Consider the following 16,339-nt stretch of genomic DNA (forward strand, 5'->3'; position numbering starts at 1 on the left):
TTCACGCTAACCCGTTTTAATAGCAGAACTCAGTAGTACCTTCATTTTTCAACCATTCCAATACAAACAGTTCATGGGGTTTTTATCCATATCGCATCTCACCAAAAAAATACAGGACGCTACGGTGGTAGCCGATATCAGTTTTGAGCAGGCGCGTTTTCAGAAACTGGCCATTGCCGGCGAAACCGGTTCGGGTAAAAGCAGTTTGCTGAAAATGATAGCGGGTCTGGTACAACCCAGCAGCGGTTCCATTTTTTTCGAGGATGAAAAAGTGATGGGGCCGGATTTTCAGCTCATCCATGGCCATCCGGGTATTGCCTACCTGTCGCAGCACTATGAACTCCGTAACAATTACCGCGTAGGCGAATGGCTGGAAATGGGTACCCGTTTACCGCAGTCCGAGGCCGATACTTTATTCGAGGTTTGCCGGATCAGTCACCTGCTCTCCCGCAAAACCCACCAGTTATCCGGTGGCGAAAAACAACGCATTGCGCTGGCCCGCTTACTCGCAGGTTCGCCGCGTTTGTTGTTGCTCGATGAGCCCTTCTCTAACCTCGACCCTATTCATAAACAATTACTGAAAGAAGTGCTGGAGGATCTGAGCAGCCGTTTACAGATCAGTTGCATCCTCACTTCACACGATCCGCTCGATACCCTTTCCTGGGCCGATGAACTGCTGGTGATGAAAGCGGGTAAACTGGTGCAGCAGGGTGCACCAAGATTTGTGTATCATCATCCCATGAATGAATATGTGGCCGGACTGCTGGGTTCCTATATATTGCTCACCGCCGATGAATGGCGTGTACTGGGTGGAAGCAGTGGTGCACCGTTGTTGGGTGATCAGTATCTACTGCGCCCCGAGCAATTCCGGATGGTAGCACCAGGGAATGGTGGGGTTAAGGGCCGCATTCAGCAAATCCGTTTCTGGGGTAGTTTTTCAGTGGCAGAACTGCAGATAGGCGGCAAAACCATTCCGGTAAAAACCATGGAAACAGGCTTTTTGGTTGGGGATGAGGTGGATATCCTTATCCGGCAACCGGACCAGAAATAATGTTTTCTCTGCGAAACCTCCCTGTTCTCTGCGGCTCCGCGGTGAAGGTACGCCCCATTTCACCGCAGAGGGACAGAGAAGCGGAGTTTACGCAGAGGAGAACAGATTAATAGTCTATAAATCAATAGATTAACTAAATATCTACCCCACACAGATCTAGCACCACCTGCATCCCCCAGCTAATCTGGGGTTTTTCGTAACTTTGCATAATAATCCTGTCTGCAGAACGATATTTGCAGTTCGTTTATCAATTCACCGTTATGAAATCATTCTTACTTGTTACTGCCCTGGTTGTACTGACTGTAAGCGGGATGGCACAAACCAAACCGGCTGCTACCAAAACAACTGCAGCACCCAAAACCATTGCCACGGCCACACCCAGTTCATTCGAAGCCTCGCTGGTACAGGGAACACTGACCCTGAACAAGGAACTGAAACAGGGAGATGGCAAGGATTTTATTACCGTGTACACACTGCTGAAAAAAGATGCGGGTTTTAATGGCCGCAAACCGATCCGGGTTTCCTTATCGCGCCAGTCATTTGATTCTGTTTTTACGAGAACCACGGCCGACCTGGCCGCCAAATGGCCCCTGCTGAACAAACATATTGAAGACAACAAACTCACCCTTACCACGGAGAACGATTGGATCAGTCTCATCAATCTCTTCAATAACCTCCGGTAAGTAGAAAGTTTCACCTGTCATCTCCTCTAACCAGTCATGTATTCCGGATAATTCTTCTTTGATTTATCAGTATCTTGGTTTCCCGTTCCATGTTATCCGGTACAGTATGAATCAACGTTATCTGAGGGTTTTACCGTTTCTGCTGTGTACGGTATGCCTTTTATTTACCGGCATAAGCCTGGCACAATGTCCACCCAATATCGGTTTTGAAAAAGGCAATTTCGATAATTGGGAATGCAGCGCAGGACAGATCAGCAGTAATAACGGCACCATTACCTTGTCTTACAGTTCCCAGATCAATGGTCGTCATACCATCATCCAGAACAATAATCCATCACAGGTTGATCTCTACGGGGGATTCCCTGTCAGTTGTCCGAATGGCAGTGGTTATTCCATTCAGCTCGGTAATGCGCAGGTAAACCGGCAGGCGGAACAGGTGAGTTATACGTTTACGATTCCGCCCAACCAGAACAATTACAGTCTTATTTATAATTATGCTGTGGTGTTTCAGAACCCCGGACACCAGGAATGGGAACAACCAAAATTCACCGCCAATGTATTTGATGTAAGCGGTGGAAAATATATTGACTGCAGTTCTTTTTCCTATGCGGCCTCTTCCAATCTTCCCGGTTTTCAGCAGTCGGTGGTGCGGGATAGTGTATTTTTTAAAGGGTGGACTCCGGTAACCATCAAATTATCGGGTTATGCGGGCAAAACCATCCGCCTGGAATTTACCACCAACGATTGTACCCGTGGTGGCCATTTTGGGTATGCCTATGTGGATGTGAATGAAAACTGTTCCTCTCCCATTTCGGGAAATGTGCAATGCGCCAGCGATACTACCCAGGCTTTAACGGCCCCTTTCGGTTTTGCGGGTTACCGTTGGTTTAACAGTGATTTTTCCCAACTGCTGGATACTTCCATCACCCTGCGCTTCAAACCTGTGCCGCCGGTTAACAGTGTATTTGCGGTAGAAGTAACACCTTATATTGGCCAGGGCTGTATTGATACCGTATATGCCACTATCGAATATTCTTCGGAAGTGATTAACCTGAAAACACCTAATGCACCCATACAGGAATGCATCTCCAATGGAGTAGATCTGACAGACAGTCTCGTTACGGCGGGCAGTACTCCCGGACTCAGTTTAAGCTACTATACAGACCCCTCACTCACCAATTATCTCGCCACCCCCAAACAGATCACAAAAAGCGGCACTTATTATGTGAAAGCGACCAACACTGCGGGTTGCGCGTCTGTAAAAGCGGTGGTGGTAAATATCTCGAGTTATCCCATCCTCGATATCAATAACCCCAACCCTGCTATCCGGCCGGATTCGGTAAACCTCTATGATATCATTACCGGTAATACCACCGGCATCATATTCACTTTCTGGAAAGATGCACAGGCCACTATCCCCTTACCCGATCCCGATGCGGTGAAGAAAACAGGCACGTATTATATCAAGGGAACCAATGCGGGAGGATGCAGTGTAGTGATGCCCGTAACCGTTGTTGTTGGCGAACCGCCCATTGTTGCCCCCAATGCTTTTTCGCCCAATGGCGATGGGGTGCATGATGTATGGGAAGTGCCGGTACTGGATCTTTACCCGGAATGTTCCGTCAGTATTTTTAACCGGCTGGGACAATTGCTCTACCGCTCCACCGGCTACACCAAACCCTGGGATGGTAAATACAAGGGTATTGATCAACCTGTTGGCACCTACTATTACGTAATAAAAGTTTCCGCCGAAATGCCTGCGGTAGGTGGCAGTGTAACCATTATCCGCTGATACACGCCACTTATCTCTGTGTTGAAATAGCATGTAAACTTCCCTATGCTAAGAGCCTGTTTAAAAATGCAAGATCATCGTTTTAAGCTACTAGCTGTGAGCTGTGAGCCGCCAGCTTGGCAGGTGCTTATCGAGATAAATAGTACACCTATTATGAAATTTCAATAGGTCGATGGTATTTGAAAACTTTACTTTTAAACGGGCTCTAAATATTATCGGTCGGAATATTATATTTTGCTACCCGGGGCTGAAGTCCCACCAGAAATAGGTTTATTCTTTGCATCCACGCTCTAAAGAGCGTGGCAAGCTAAAGAGCGTGGCAAGCTGAAGAGCGTGGCAAATCGTCTATTCCTTTTGCTCCGCTCTTCAGAGCGGTGGAGACATCTGGTTACATTTCTTTATCCAAACACCTAATAGTGCCAGACCAATATTGGTAAGTGAATCCGCCAATCCTTTCCCTGTCTTGAAAAAACTTTCCCTCATCACAATCCCTTTTCAACACGGAGACACAGAGCAACAGAGGCACACGGAGACTTCTTTTGATTCCGTACATAGACTATCCGTTATTTTTTCAATCAAAACAGATAAATGTATGCGGCAGTAGTCCCTTTCATTACCTTCGGCATTCAATCACCCATACACTACCCGATGGATGTAAAAATTGACCCCAGTTGGAAAGCTGTGCTGAAGCATGAATTTACCAAGCCTTACTTTCTGCAGGTAGCCACACATTTAAAAACAGAGAAAGCCAGCGGCAGCACCGTTTATCCGCCCGGCCAACTGATTTTCAATGCTTTTAATACCACTCCGTTCAACGAAGTAAAAGTGGTGATCCTGGGGCAGGATCCTTACCACAATCCCGGGCAGGCGCATGGATTAAGTTTCTCCGTTCCGGATGGTGTACCGCCTCCGCCCTCACTCGTGAATATTTATAAAGAGTTACATAGCGATATCGGTTTACCCATCCCCAAAACAGGCAACCTGACCAAATGGGCGCAACAGGGTGTTTTTTTATTGAATGCCATCTTAACGGTAAGGGCCAATGAACCGGCCAGTCATTCCAAAATAGGCTGGATGGATTTTACCGATGCGGTGATTAAAAAACTATCGGCCGAAAAAAGCGGGCTGGTATTTTTACTCTGGGGTAAATTTGCACAGGAAAAACAGGTATTGATAGACGAGACCAGACACACCGTTTTAAAAGCGGCTCACCCCTCGCCTTTCAGTGCCGACAAAGGATTTTTTGGCTGCCGTCATTTCAGCAGAACCAATGAAGTATTGATGAAACAGGGACTGGCACCGATTGATTGGAGTCCGACCAAATAAAAGCAAACAGCGCAACCATACATGCAGGCTACACAAACCACTACCGAAAAGGAAAATATATTCGCTGCCATTTTTGCAAGGCTCTGGGCTTTGTGGGGATTGGTTTTATTTATCAGCACTTTACTGATCGCCATCTTTTTTTACCTGCCCTGCTTTTTCCTGAAAGAGCCGGCCCGGGCCCGTTGGCACAGGCATGCTTCGCGGGGTTGGATGTTTGTGTACCTGCACCTGATCGGTTGTCCGCTGCGCATCAGAGGCAAGGAACATTTTATCGATGGGCAGAATTATATCATCGTTTGCAACCACAACAGTTTGATGGATGTACCGGTGAGTACGCCTTTTATGCCACGCGCCAATAAAACCATTGCCAAAAAGAGTTTTACCAAAGTGCCCATTTTTGGATGGATCTATACGTTTGGCAGTGTGCTGGTAGACCGTAACAGCGATGCCAGCCGCAGAAAAAGTATCGACGACATGAAAAATATCCTCGCCATTGGTCTCGATATGCTGATCTATCCCGAAGGAACGCGTAACCGTACCGGCGATCCGCTGAAAAAGTTTTATGATGGGGCATTCCGCCTGGCTACCGATACCGGCAAACCCATTTTACCTGCGATCCTTTTTCACACCAAAAAAGTATTTCCTGCCAATAAATTTTTCTACCTGATGCCGCACCGTTTGGAAATGCATTTTCTGCCGGCGGTTTCATCACAGGGTATTTCGAGTGAGGAACTGAAAGAGAAAATATTCAAACAGATGTGGGACTATTATGCAGCCAACGATCATCAGTAACTGGAGAAAGTTCTGCTGCGGTTGATCTTCAGATCGCGCAGGATGCCGGATTTGGGACTGATCATGATATTGAAGGAACGGTAGAGACCAATCGGTGTAACGTTGATGGATAACTGCCAGCAATGCATTTCGCGAGAGATAAAAGTGCTTAACTGCTGCAAGGACTGTTTGGATACATCGTAATAACCCGTAGCCCCTACTTTCCATTTGGGTGTTAAACTGAAATCGCCATTAAAGTTGAGGCTCGAATTGGTCTGCGTTTCATAACCGCTGTAATCAGCTTTTAACAAGCGCGAGAAGTTAAGCGAATAAGAAAAAGTAAGCGACCAGGGAATATTAAAATCGGTAAACTCTGCGGGATTGGCGCGGGCAAACTGCAGCTGGCGCTGTTGTTCATCCGGTGTCATAAAAGGATCCACGGGTAATTCTTTGTTTTTATCGGTTTTACCGTCTTTGGATTTACTGCTGAAAGAAGTAGACATGGCGATATTTCCGCCCGTAATTCTACCGAATTTAAACCTGCGTGGATCGAACAGGATTTTTTTGAGGCGATACCCCTTGTTATCTACATCATAGGGATCGAGGTTGGCCGATGCAGTGATATTCAGTTTCTCAAACAAAGTGGTTCTGGCATAGATAGAAAAATTACCCAAGGCAAAACTATCGGCCAACAAATTATACGATGAGTTAAAACCAAAGCCTTCAATGAGTTTTATTTTTTTACCCTTTTCTCTTCCCTTGGCCGTGGTATCGTTGGGGTCTTTCACTTTCATCTCTAACAGGTTATCGATCCCGAACCCGATACCGCCAAAAGCCCCTTCCGAAAAAGTACCGATAATACCCCCGTCGAACTGCGAAAAACGAACCTGGCGGCCGGAAGTATCTACCTGGGTGGAGTAATGGTATTTGGCAGCAAAATCAGGGTGATAACTGACAGAGATGGTTGGCCTGATCTCGTGGCGGATGGCGATGATATTGCTTTTGGGCGAAAACTTATAGGTTCCGAAAATCCGGGTATTGATGCCCAGTCCAAACGACATCTGACGCGCCGTGTACAAGCCTTTCTGAACGGTAGTGTCTACTTTGGAAGTAGCTGAATTCCACTTTTTAAAATTCCGTTGCCCATACCAGCGCTCTTCATAAGAAATGCTGGGCGATACGGTAAAGGGGCCCAAGGCTGGCAGACTTAAAGTAATCGGAATATTGTGTACTGCTCCCCACTGAACGGTATCAATCAGCCTCTTAAAACTGAAGGCACTATCGTAGAAGGAAACCTGGTTCTGCAGGTTTCCGCTATAACCGATACCTATTTTCTCATACCATTTACCCGAACCAATGGCATCTTTTTTCTGGAAGGGATAAAAAGTGACCACGTTAAAAGTAGCCGTAGGCAGATTCAGGTTTACCAGTCCGGAGTTACTGTTCTGGTTATGGTTCATGTTAACCGATAGATTGTATTTGCCGCGCCAGTCTTTGGAATAACTGATAGAAGAACTTAACTGGTTCTGAAAATTCTGGTAAGGGTTATTCAGCAGCGAGCGGTTGAATTTGGTACTGCCAAAATTTACGTTGGCACCAAAATTGGTACCCGGCCTGGCCCGGCTATCGCGGCTATGGCTCCAGTTAATCATGTACGACTGCGACTTGCTGAATTCATCTGTACTGAAAGCACTGCGGTTTAATGTTTTGGTATTCTGGAAAGTGATGTTCACACTACCCGTGTACTTGTACCGCATGATGTATTTCGAATTCACATTCACATTCCAGCCGCCGTAAGAATAGAGATTGGCGCGGGTGGTTACATCTACGTGCTCGCCAAATACTTTGTAATAACCGAGTCCTTCCAATCCCAATCCAAAGTCTTCGCTTGAAGTAAAGGCCGGAAACAGTACCCCCGAATGTCGCACCCGGTTCAGCGGAAACAGACCGAAGGGCAGAAAAATCATGGGAATGGGTACGGACTCAATTTCTGGATATACCCTGCCGGTAACACCCAGTTTATTATTAATGATTTTCATCCGCCTTGCCCGGAAGGCAAAATGCGGGGTATCGAGGTTACAGGTGGTAAAACGGGCATCGCGGGCAAACACTTCATCGGCACTGATCTTTTTCAGGTAACGGGCATTCACAAAAATTTCTCCCTCCTGGAAAAAAGTATTCTTGGTATAGGCTTTCTGTGTTTCGAGGTTGAAGAAGATAGAATCGCTGATGGTTTTTAACTCGCCCTGTGTAAACTGGGGTTTGGTAGCAATATCGCCCGTACTGTCGGTAGCGCCATAGGCCCGCACTGTTTTGGATTGCTGGTCGTATTGAATGGTAGCGGCTTCGAGCTGCAGGTCTTTGTAGTCTGTTTTGGCTTTGCCATATAAAAACAGATCCTTGGTGGCAATGATCAATACCCCCGAATCGTCTGCATGGTATTTAACGATGGCATCTACCGAGTCTTTGGACATTCGGATACTGTCCACTTTTACCACTGAATCGGGTGGGTTTTTTAGTAAACCGGTATCTGCGGGTAGTTTTTGGGGCCGGGTGGCGGGCAATATACTGTCCGTTTTTTTAACGGCAGGAACGGTATCTTTTGCCACTGCCCTATCCCATTTCGGAATACCCACGGGAGATACAGCGGCCCTCACGCAAAATGTTAATATGAGCAAACAGCCGGCAACTGCCAAAGCCGGGGCTGATTTTGTAGTAAATTTGCTGAGTTTGCGCATGATCACAGGGGCAAAAATAGGGTCTTGACAGTGTAAAAGCTATTTCTGGTAAAATCCTTTAACGAAATGATATGATGAGAAGACGGTTCGCTGCTTTGATTTTGTTAAGTATGGTTTCCATGGCTATCTCATTCCATGCCGCCGGGCAGGTGTCCGGCACGCCTGTACAGAAGCAACCGCTTCGCAAGATCATTATTGATCCGGGCCATGGTGGCAGTGATTTTGGCGCTTCGGGCGGGTTTTCCAAAGAAAAGGATATTGCGCTGGCCATCTCTCTCAAATTAAACGAGTTGATCCGTACCGAGATCCCGGATGTGGAAACCTATTTAACCCGAACCACCGATATTTTTGATCCGGTAACCCGCAAAGCCCAGATTGCCAACCGCGAAAAAGGCGATTTATTTGTATGTATCCATGTGAACGAAGGCGGGGGGCCGCAGCGGCATAGAGAATTCATCGGATACAATGAAGTAACCCGCTATAAAGGCAAGGGAAAGAAAAAGAAAGCCTATACCGTAAAAGTAAAAGACTACCGCACCTGGACCACCCCCAATACAGCCAAGGGAACCGAAACCTTTATTTATGGGGTGGATAAAAGCAATGAAGCCAAAGCCGCCTTGCGGGAAAATGAAGATAATTACCTCGATAGTGTATCGGCGAGGGAACTGAAAGATTTTAATCCAACAGACCCTGCTAAGATGATGATCATCAATATGAAAACCCAGACTTATTTCTCGCGCAGCGCCAACCTGGCCCTTACCATTGAGGAAGAGTTTCAGAAAGTGGGCCGCATCAGCAGGGAGGCCAAACAACGGCAGAAAGGAATCTGGGTATTACAGGCCGTAGCCATGCCGGCCGTATTGGTAGAAACCGGTTTTATCTCTAACCCGGAGGAAGAAGCTTACCTGAACAGCGAAGAGGGCCAGCGCGAGATTTGTGAAGTACTGGTAAGGGCCATCAAACGCTATAAATACTCACTCGAAAAACAGGTATCCAATACCAATGGCCGGTAAACGGGTAACCGCTGCTCATTTTAACAGGGGTTCACGTCTTGCTTCAGGCCAATAAACCGTAGATTTGTGCCTATGAAAATTTCGAACGAAACGAAGGTGGGAGCTTTGACCGCCATCGCCATTACCATGCTGATCCTGGGCTTTAATTTTCTGAAAGGAAAGACCCTTTTCAAAACAGGGAATTACCTGCATGCCAAGTATACCGATTCAAAAGGCATTATGGTATCCAATCCTGTGTATGTAAACGGTTTCCAGGTGGGCTCGGTAGATGATATCGAAAACCTGGACGAGAGCCTGAGTACGATTGTGGTTACCATCAAACTGAAGAGCAATTACAATATCCCCGTAAACTCGGTAGCCACCATCAAGGATAATCCCCTGGGGCCGGCCAGTATTTCGATTGCATTGGGCAATGCCAAACAATACCTGAATGTGGGCGATACCCTGGCCACGGCTTCGCAGGATGGCCTGATGGGTAGCCTGATGAACAAACTGGGGCCGGTTGGCGACCAGATCAAACTTACGGTGCAATCACTCGATAGTGTGCTGAAGAATATCAACACTATTTTCGACCCCAATACCAAAAACAACCTGCAGCAGACCATTGCCAATATCAATAAAACCACGGCCAGCCTGGTGGTTTCTTCTGCCAGTTTACAGGCCATGCTGAACCAGCAAACAGGTGCGGTAACCCAATCTATGAACAATGTGGCAAGTTTTACCAAAAACCTGTCTGACAACAACGAAAAAGTGACCCGGATGATCGGCAATGTTGAAAAAACGACCGATAACCTGGCCAAAGCAGATATTGCGGGCAGTGTAGAAAACCTGAAAGCCACGATTGCCGGACTGAATGCGGTGGTAGCCAAATTAAATTCGCAGGACGGATCGCTGGGTAAACTGATGAATGATAAAACGCTGTACAATAACCTCACCAATACCGTACGTAGCGCCAATATATTGCTGGATGACCTGCGGGTGCATCCCAAGAGGTATGTGAATGTATCTGTGTTTGGCAGGAAAGACAAAAGCATCCCTTTAACTGCGCCGCTTAACGACTCTTCTATCCAGAAATAATCCTGATGCTGATCAAACGATTACTATATACCTGTTTCCTGTTATGTTTGGTACAGGTGGGTATGGCACAACGTCCGGCCCCGGATACAGCTAAACAGGAAGGCAAACTGTTGGAGATCATTTATGCAGACCGGCTGAATATGCTGACGGTTGACTCGCTGCATAAATACTTCTCGCTTGCGGGGAAAGCGCATGTAAGGCAGGAGAAGACCGATTTTTTTGCAGACAGTATTGTACTGAACGAAATAGATAATTCGCTGGAGGCATTTGGTAATATCCACATCAACGATGCAGACAGTGTGCACACGTATTCACAGTACCTGAAATACCTCGGCAAAGAGAAAAAGGCCTTCCTCAATAAAAAAGTACGGCTCACAGACGGCAAAGGACAACTGACCACAGAGGCATTGGAATACGATGTAACGGTTAAGATCGGCACTTATTTGAATGGCGGTAAAGTGGTAAATAAAAAAACAACCCTTACGAGTAAAGAAGGTTACTATTATGGCGATACCAAGGATGTGGTCTTTAAGAAAAATGTATTGCTGATAGATCCGGAATACAAAGTGGTTACCGACACCCTTCAATACAACACGGGAACCGAAATAGCCACCTTCACCTCTCCTACCAAAATCTATAGTGACAGCGGCCGACGGGTGATTACAACCCGGCAGGGTTATTTTGACATGAAGAACAAACGTGGCATCCTGAACAAACGCTCGGTGATCGAAGACAGCACGTATACGTTTACGGCAGATGATATGGCCGTGGATGATTCTACCAAACTGGGCGAGTTCAGGGGTAATGCCGTGTACCGGGGAAAAGATACGGCACAGGGTTTTGATATGATTGCCAACAATATTAAAACAGACCGGAAAAAAGATATTCTGCTCGCTACCGAAAAACCCATTCTGCTGATCAAACAGGGGTCCGATTCGATTTATGTATCTGCCGACACTTTGTATACGGCGCGTTTATCTGACCTGCTGAAAACGAGAAAAGTGCCTTTGATCAGGGATACAGTTGGCATCAGAAAAGTAACCGACAGCAGTAAAAACGCCACAGACAGTACCAATAAATATTTTGAAGCCTATTTCAACGTTAAGATCTTCTCAGATTCTTTGCAGGCCGTGGGCGATAGTTTGTTTTATTCCTTACAGGATTCCGTGTTCCGTTTATTCCGCAACCCGGTAATCTGGGCCAAGGATAACCAGATTACCGGCGATACCATTTATCTCTATGTAAAGAATAAAAAGCCCGAGCGGATGTTTGTTTTTGAAAACGCTATGGCCATCAGTAAAGTAGACAGTACCCAGTTCTTCAATCAACTGAAGAGTACTACCATCAATGCCTTGTTTGAAGATGGCAAGATCTATTTTATGCGGGCCAAGGGGAATGCGGAGAACGTGTATTACGGACAGGATGAGCAGAACCGTTTTATCGGCGTCAGTAAATCCAGTGCTGATGTAATAGATATGCTGTTTGATGACAGCAAACCCAAACGGGTTTCTTTTATCCGCGGTTTTGATGGCACTTCCTACCCCATGCGGCAGGCCAATCATGAAGAACTGAAGATCCGCGGCTTTCAATGGCTGGATAAAATCCGTCCGAAAACCAAATTCGATATTCTGGCTAATTAATTATCGAATCAGGATCAGGGTTCCTTTCTTTTCAATCAGTACACCATCCGGGTCGGTTAACGTGAAATAATAAACGTAAGCTCCGTTCTGTTGTAATTCAGACAGGTATTTTCCATTCCAACCCTGCGAAATATTTCTTGTTTCAAAAACAAGCTGTCCCCAGCGGTTCCAGATCTGCATGCGGTAATTGGTAACCGGGGCACCGATCAGTGGTTTGAACACATCGTTTTTACCATCATTATTGGGAGAAAATGCATCCGGGATCTGGATGGGAATACATCGGTTAAACAATACGTTCACCGTATCATTTCCCTTACACCCATTCCTGTCTACCACCTGCGCCGTATAAGACCCTGCCTGGCTGATAGTAAAGAAATTACCGGTGCTCCCATCACTCCACAGTGTAGTGGGATAAGACAATACAATGGGCAAAGTTTTGCCAATACACAAAGTGGTATCCAATGGCAGAAAATTGGCCGGTACGGGCACTACGGTAAGAATAGTGGTTACAACGGAATCGCAACCAACAACAGTCTTTAGAGAATCAACATAGGTACCTGCTGTGGTCTGCAATTTTCCACCGGCGAGGTAGCTATCTCCTTTACAGATCTGTACGGAATTGGTCCGGCTTTTATTGGGATTGACGGTCAGGTTCAGTGTGCGGATACTATCGCAGCTGTTCGATCCTTTAAACACATTGATATACGTGCCCGCTTTGGTATATCCTTCATAGTTCTGTCCTTCACATATTCCGATAGCAACTGTTGTACGTGTAACCGCCACCGGCTTAATGGTCAGGTTCAATATGCGTATACTATCGCAGCCACCGGCTGTTACAAACGCATCGGTATAGGTTCCCGAAACGGTTCGGCCCAGTACCGTATCGCCATTGCAGATGGTCGTATCAATCACTTTGGTGATCTGCGTATAGGCTTTGGGCGCCGAAATATTATTGGTGACTGTATTTTCAAAGAAAGGCGGGCTGGCAAAACTAACCGGCACTGTTGTATTGCTATTGTTCACAGCTGCATACACGCTGCCGGTGGTTGTTTTTTTCACTTTAAACGTATAATTCTGCTGCAGCGTAAAAGTACTATCGGGTACCAGAAACAAAGGCGGCAACAATTGGGTTCCGGCTACCGAAGGGTCATTATTGTAAATGGCAATCGGCAGATTCTTAGGTATACCCGCCCCTACTACCTGGCTGTTTACGGTTAGGTTTACCGTCATGCTATCGGCCCCGGCACATTCCGCACTATTCACTTTTACAGTAAAATCATCGGGCTGTATTACCGTCAGGGTAACGGTAGCCGTGTCAAAGCACTGCAGAAAACTTTTGGCATACACTTTTTTGATGCGGGTAGAATCGGCCGTAAACAAGGGTGTGGTGCAGGTAGAGCAACTGAGCTGTTTGGGCGTATCCCACAAAAAAGTAGAATTGAATGTAGGGTCCGGAAAGGTTTGTACGCTTAAGCGAAGGGTATCTCCGGGTCGTAAAACCGGGTTGGCCGGTGTAACCGTGGCCCTGAAACGGAAATTGGTAAGGGAGGCTACATTATCGATATAATTGGTTTCTTTCAGAGAGGTATTGGGTAAAGCAATCGGAATGGCCGTACCTGCATCGTTCACTACGGCATAGAGCTGATCGAGCCCGGGGCGTTTTACATCCAGCGTTAGCGGATAAGTAGTACCGCAGCAAATCCCCTTCAACGTATCTTTCAGTATAAATGTGGTATCTATTTTTTTGGCACCGGGTAACCGGGGATCAGCATCATAAAAACTGATGGGCATGCCGGGCAGTATGGGTGCATATCCGAAATTACAGGCAACCACATAGAGGTTCACTTTGGTTTGCTGGTTGCAATAAGCTGAATAAATGGAGACATATGCATTAGGAGTGGGATCAACAATGTTGACAAACAAATCTAATGTACTATCCACACAGGCACCATCAGAAGCGATCAGTTTGATACGGTAAAAACCCGGATCCGGAAACACATAGTTCAGATCATTGGCGCCGCCTCCGGCTGCATTACTGGTAATTACTTCTCGTCCCGTGCCACTATTATTGGTTTTGATCCATTGATAAGAGCTGGCTCCTACAGAATTATTCGTAAAGAGAATGGTATCATTCAGCACCCCTGTTTTGGAAGCAATCAGTTGTTTGTTGTTCCAGAATTTGGCAGTTACACCGCAGTTCACCCATACATAATCGGTGGCGGTAGACACACAACCGCTGCTATGGGTAGCTTTTAAAGTAACTTTGAACCGCTGTGCAGTAGTAAACGTATTAGTGAAATTAGCAGTGGTGGCTTTGGATACCCCATCGATCAGCCATTCATAACTGGCCGCATTTACCGAAGTATTGGTAAAACTGACAAGGTCGTTGATCTTTGGGTTGCTGTTATCGCGGGTAAAAGAGGCCAATACATTATCGCTGCAGGGTTTATTCATCAGGTTATTGATGAGGCCATTCCGCTGCGTGGCAATAGCGGCACGCATTCTGGCAGCCTGCCCTTCTGTAAACTGGTTACTGCAGGAAGTATTACTGTAATCCATGAAATTACTCACCTGATCAGGCACATCTTTCGGAAAAAAACCGTTTGAATAATTAGAAGCTGTATCGGAATTACAGGAATTGGTAGGACTGCTGCAGCTGGATGCACCTGTGGATCCGTCGGGTGGTGTATCGCAGACCCTGTCGCCATCGGTAGCGCAGTTATTGTTGAAACAGTACCCTTCAAAAGTATGGTATAGCCCGAGGTAATGCCCCATTTCATGCGCCAGCAAAGGGCCAAAACCAGTGATCACAATGCCGTCTGTTGGCGAGGAGCCATTGACTGAAAAAGGCATGGTGGCATATCCGCCTGCATTCATTCTCGACCATACGCCGCAGCTGAAAGTAGCACTGATCTCACCGGCAATATTTCTGACGAGCCAGATATTGATGTATTTCACCGGGTCCCACTGCATCAGTCTTTTCATTTTAAAATCGTCCAGACTCATATGCATATTGTCTGCAAAAAAAGACTTCGTACGGGTAATTCCTTTGGTAAGCCCCCCATCCGGATCAGTCTGGGCCAGTGCGAAACGGATTTTGGTATCAGCACCCACACTGGCAGCATAGGCTCCGCTTTTACTGAACGCATCATTCAGGTCTTTTACTGCGTTGATGATCTGTGCATCGGTAATGGCATAAGGATCCGTACTGTGTACAATATGGAAAACAACGGGCAACACATAAGGATCGGCGCTGGTTCCGCTGCCGCCGTTCATGGTTACCTGGTTGTTGAGCACGCGTAAAATATCCTCATTCATTTTCCGCTCTCTGGCAATCACAAGCGGATCTTTCCGCAGTTGGGTTAACTGGTAATCGCTACCGCAAACCGATTTGGGTTGCCCCTGCTGTAACAGGATAGAATCGAGATAGGCCGAAGGAGACTTTCCTGCCTGCGCCAAAGCATACCCCGACATGCACAATAAAACAGACAGCAGCAAAGCTGCCGCGAACGGAAAAAATCGCATATCACACAATCATTTGAATCAACTATCAGATTTGATACGGGTGGGGTATGGGGAAACAAGATATAAAAAAAGCAGATACCAAGCACAGCTTGTTCAGTTTTCGGGAAAAAATCTGCCGGCAGTTATTTTTTGAATAAGCGGCCTTTTAAGCGGTGTTTGCGTGGATGGGCCACCTGCGACCTTTTCTGAAACCCGTTACTCACCACACTGATATTACCATCTACTTCCAGCATAGCCAGATCAACTTCCCCAACATCTCTGGCACCATGTTCGCGTATGGCTGCCATAAGTTCTTCTGTGGTTATTTCGGCTTCCCTGCAATGGGCATGATTTATCTTTCCCTTATAGATCAGCAATATGGCATCTCCCTGTACCAGGCTGCTGAGAAAGCGGTTGCTGTAAAGAAGTTTTTTCAAGGTAAAATTAGCAGCAAATAAAGCAGCGGCGGCAATCAGTCCACCTTCCAGTGTTGTATCGGGTCCTACCATCGCATTCTGCACAGAATTACTGATGAGTAAGATAAATACCAGATCAATCACAGATAACTGGGCCAGTTCTTTTTTTCCGAAAATCCGGATCGCGATGATCAGGAACAGGTACACGGCCAGCGAACGCGCCGCAATGCCTATATACGGTTTCTCCAGCAACTGCCAGCTGATTTGTAGCGTATTCATTTTTTTCGGTTTTGTAGAAACCTAAATTACAGTAATCTGCTGAAGTTCT

General features: G+C 46.4%; 11 protein-coding genes. 8 read left to right on the plus strand and 3 right to left on the minus strand.

Annotation, left to right across the window (positions count from 1 at the left end; genetic code table 11):
* Positions 1–73: 73 nt before the first annotated feature.
* The 5 genes from AC1RNB_RS16110 (at position 74) to AC1RNB_RS16130 (ending at position 5,644) form a co-directional block, all read left to right on the plus strand.
* Positions 74–1,051: an ABC transporter ATP-binding protein gene (locus AC1RNB_RS16110; RefSeq protein WP_493084491.1), complete on the plus strand. Its 978-nt coding sequence runs from the start codon at positions 74–76 to the stop codon at positions 1,049–1,051.
* A gap of 260 nt (positions 1,052–1,311) precedes the next feature.
* Positions 1,312–1,734: a hypothetical protein gene (locus AC1RNB_RS16115; protein ID WP_493084492.1), complete on the plus strand. Its 423-nt coding sequence runs from the start codon at positions 1,312–1,314 to the stop codon at positions 1,732–1,734.
* A 106-nt stretch (positions 1,735–1,840) separates the two neighbouring features.
* Positions 1,841–3,526: a gliding motility-associated C-terminal domain-containing protein gene (locus AC1RNB_RS16120; RefSeq protein ID WP_493084493.1), complete on the plus strand. Its 1,686-nt coding sequence runs from the start codon at positions 1,841–1,843 to the stop codon at positions 3,524–3,526.
* A gap of 588 nt (positions 3,527–4,114) precedes the next feature.
* Entirely contained in the window at positions 4,115–4,852 is a 738-nt protein-coding gene (gene ung, locus AC1RNB_RS16125) for a uracil-DNA glycosylase (protein ID WP_493084494.1), read from the plus strand.
* Between the two features lie 21 nt (positions 4,853–4,873).
* Positions 4,874–5,644, plus strand: coding sequence for a lysophospholipid acyltransferase family protein (locus AC1RNB_RS16130; RefSeq protein WP_493084495.1), 771 nt, complete (start codon positions 4,874–4,876; stop codon positions 5,642–5,644).
* Here the strand turns inward: AC1RNB_RS16130 and AC1RNB_RS16135 are convergent.
* Positions 5,638–8,280, minus strand: coding sequence for a putative LPS assembly protein LptD (locus tag AC1RNB_RS16135; RefSeq protein ID WP_493084496.1), 2,643 nt, complete (start codon positions 8,278–8,280; stop codon positions 5,638–5,640). The genes AC1RNB_RS16130 and AC1RNB_RS16135 overlap by 7 nt on opposite strands.
* A 200-nt stretch (positions 8,281–8,480) precedes the next feature.
* On the opposite strand from AC1RNB_RS16135, the gene AC1RNB_RS16140 reads away from it, so the two are divergent.
* The 3 genes from AC1RNB_RS16140 (at position 8,481) to AC1RNB_RS16150 (ending at position 12,091) form a co-directional block, all read left to right on the plus strand.
* On the plus strand, positions 8,481–9,374 hold the full coding sequence (locus AC1RNB_RS16140; protein WP_493084497.1) for an N-acetylmuramoyl-L-alanine amidase family protein: 894 nt from the start codon (positions 8,481–8,483) through the stop codon (positions 9,372–9,374).
* Positions 9,375–9,446: 72 nt separating this feature from the next.
* Positions 9,447–10,451 carry an MlaD family protein gene (locus AC1RNB_RS16145; protein ID WP_493084498.1) on the plus strand — a complete coding sequence of 335 codons (1,005 nt, stop codon included), beginning with the start codon at positions 9,447–9,449 and terminating at the stop codon, positions 10,449–10,451.
* A gap of 5 nt (positions 10,452–10,456) precedes the next feature.
* Positions 10,457–12,091, plus strand: a complete 1,635-nt coding sequence (locus AC1RNB_RS16150; protein ID WP_493084499.1) for an OstA-like protein — start codon at positions 10,457–10,459, stop codon at positions 12,089–12,091.
* Here the strand turns inward: AC1RNB_RS16150 and AC1RNB_RS16155 are convergent, their stop codons facing one another.
* Both AC1RNB_RS16155 and AC1RNB_RS16160 read right to left on the minus strand, forming a co-directional pair.
* Positions 12,092–15,616 (minus strand): M43 family zinc metalloprotease, encoded by a 3,525-nt coding sequence (locus tag AC1RNB_RS16155; RefSeq protein ID WP_493084500.1) that lies wholly within the window; start codon positions 15,614–15,616, stop codon positions 12,092–12,094. It lies immediately after the preceding gene.
* Between the two features lie 122 nt (positions 15,617–15,738).
* Positions 15,739–16,290, minus strand: coding sequence for a DUF421 domain-containing protein (locus AC1RNB_RS16160; protein WP_493084501.1), 552 nt, complete (start codon positions 16,288–16,290; stop codon positions 15,739–15,741).
* Positions 16,291–16,339: the final 49 nt, after the last annotated feature.

It is taken from the genome of Sediminibacterium sp. GW821-FHT12F12, from assembly GCF_058806635.1.

Excerpts from the sequence above, each read along its gene's own strand:
- AC1RNB_RS16115 (WP_493084492.1), top strand. The coding sequence starts at position 1,312 with ATGAAATCATTCTTACTTGTTACTGCCCTGGTTGTACTGACTGTAAGC.
- AC1RNB_RS16140 (WP_493084497.1), top strand. The coding sequence starts at position 8,481 with ATGGCTATCTCATTCCATGCCGCCGGGCAGGTGTCCGGCACGCCTGTA.
- AC1RNB_RS16120 (WP_493084493.1), top strand. The coding sequence starts at position 1,841 with ATGAATCAACGTTATCTGAGGGTTTTACCGTTTCTGCTGTGTACGGTA.
- AC1RNB_RS16130 (WP_493084495.1), top strand. The coding sequence starts at position 4,874 with ATGCAGGCTACACAAACCACTACCGAAAAGGAAAATATATTCGCTGCC.
- AC1RNB_RS16150 (WP_493084499.1), top strand. The coding sequence starts at position 10,457 with ATGCTGATCAAACGATTACTATATACCTGTTTCCTGTTATGTTTGGTA.
- AC1RNB_RS16110 (WP_493084491.1), top strand. The coding sequence starts at position 74 with ATGGGGTTTTTATCCATATCGCATCTCACCAAAAAAATACAGGACGCT.
- AC1RNB_RS16145 (WP_493084498.1), top strand. The coding sequence starts at position 9,447 with ATGAAAATTTCGAACGAAACGAAGGTGGGAGCTTTGACCGCCATCGCC.
- AC1RNB_RS16155 (WP_493084500.1), bottom strand. The coding sequence starts at position 15,616 with ATGCGATTTTTTCCGTTCGCGGCAGCTTTGCTGCTGTCTGTTTTATTG.
- ung (WP_493084494.1), top strand. The coding sequence starts at position 4,115 with ATGTATGCGGCAGTAGTCCCTTTCATTACCTTCGGCATTCAATCACCC.
- AC1RNB_RS16160 (WP_493084501.1), bottom strand. The coding sequence starts at position 16,290 with ATGAATACGCTACAAATCAGCTGGCAGTTGCTGGAGAAACCGTATATA.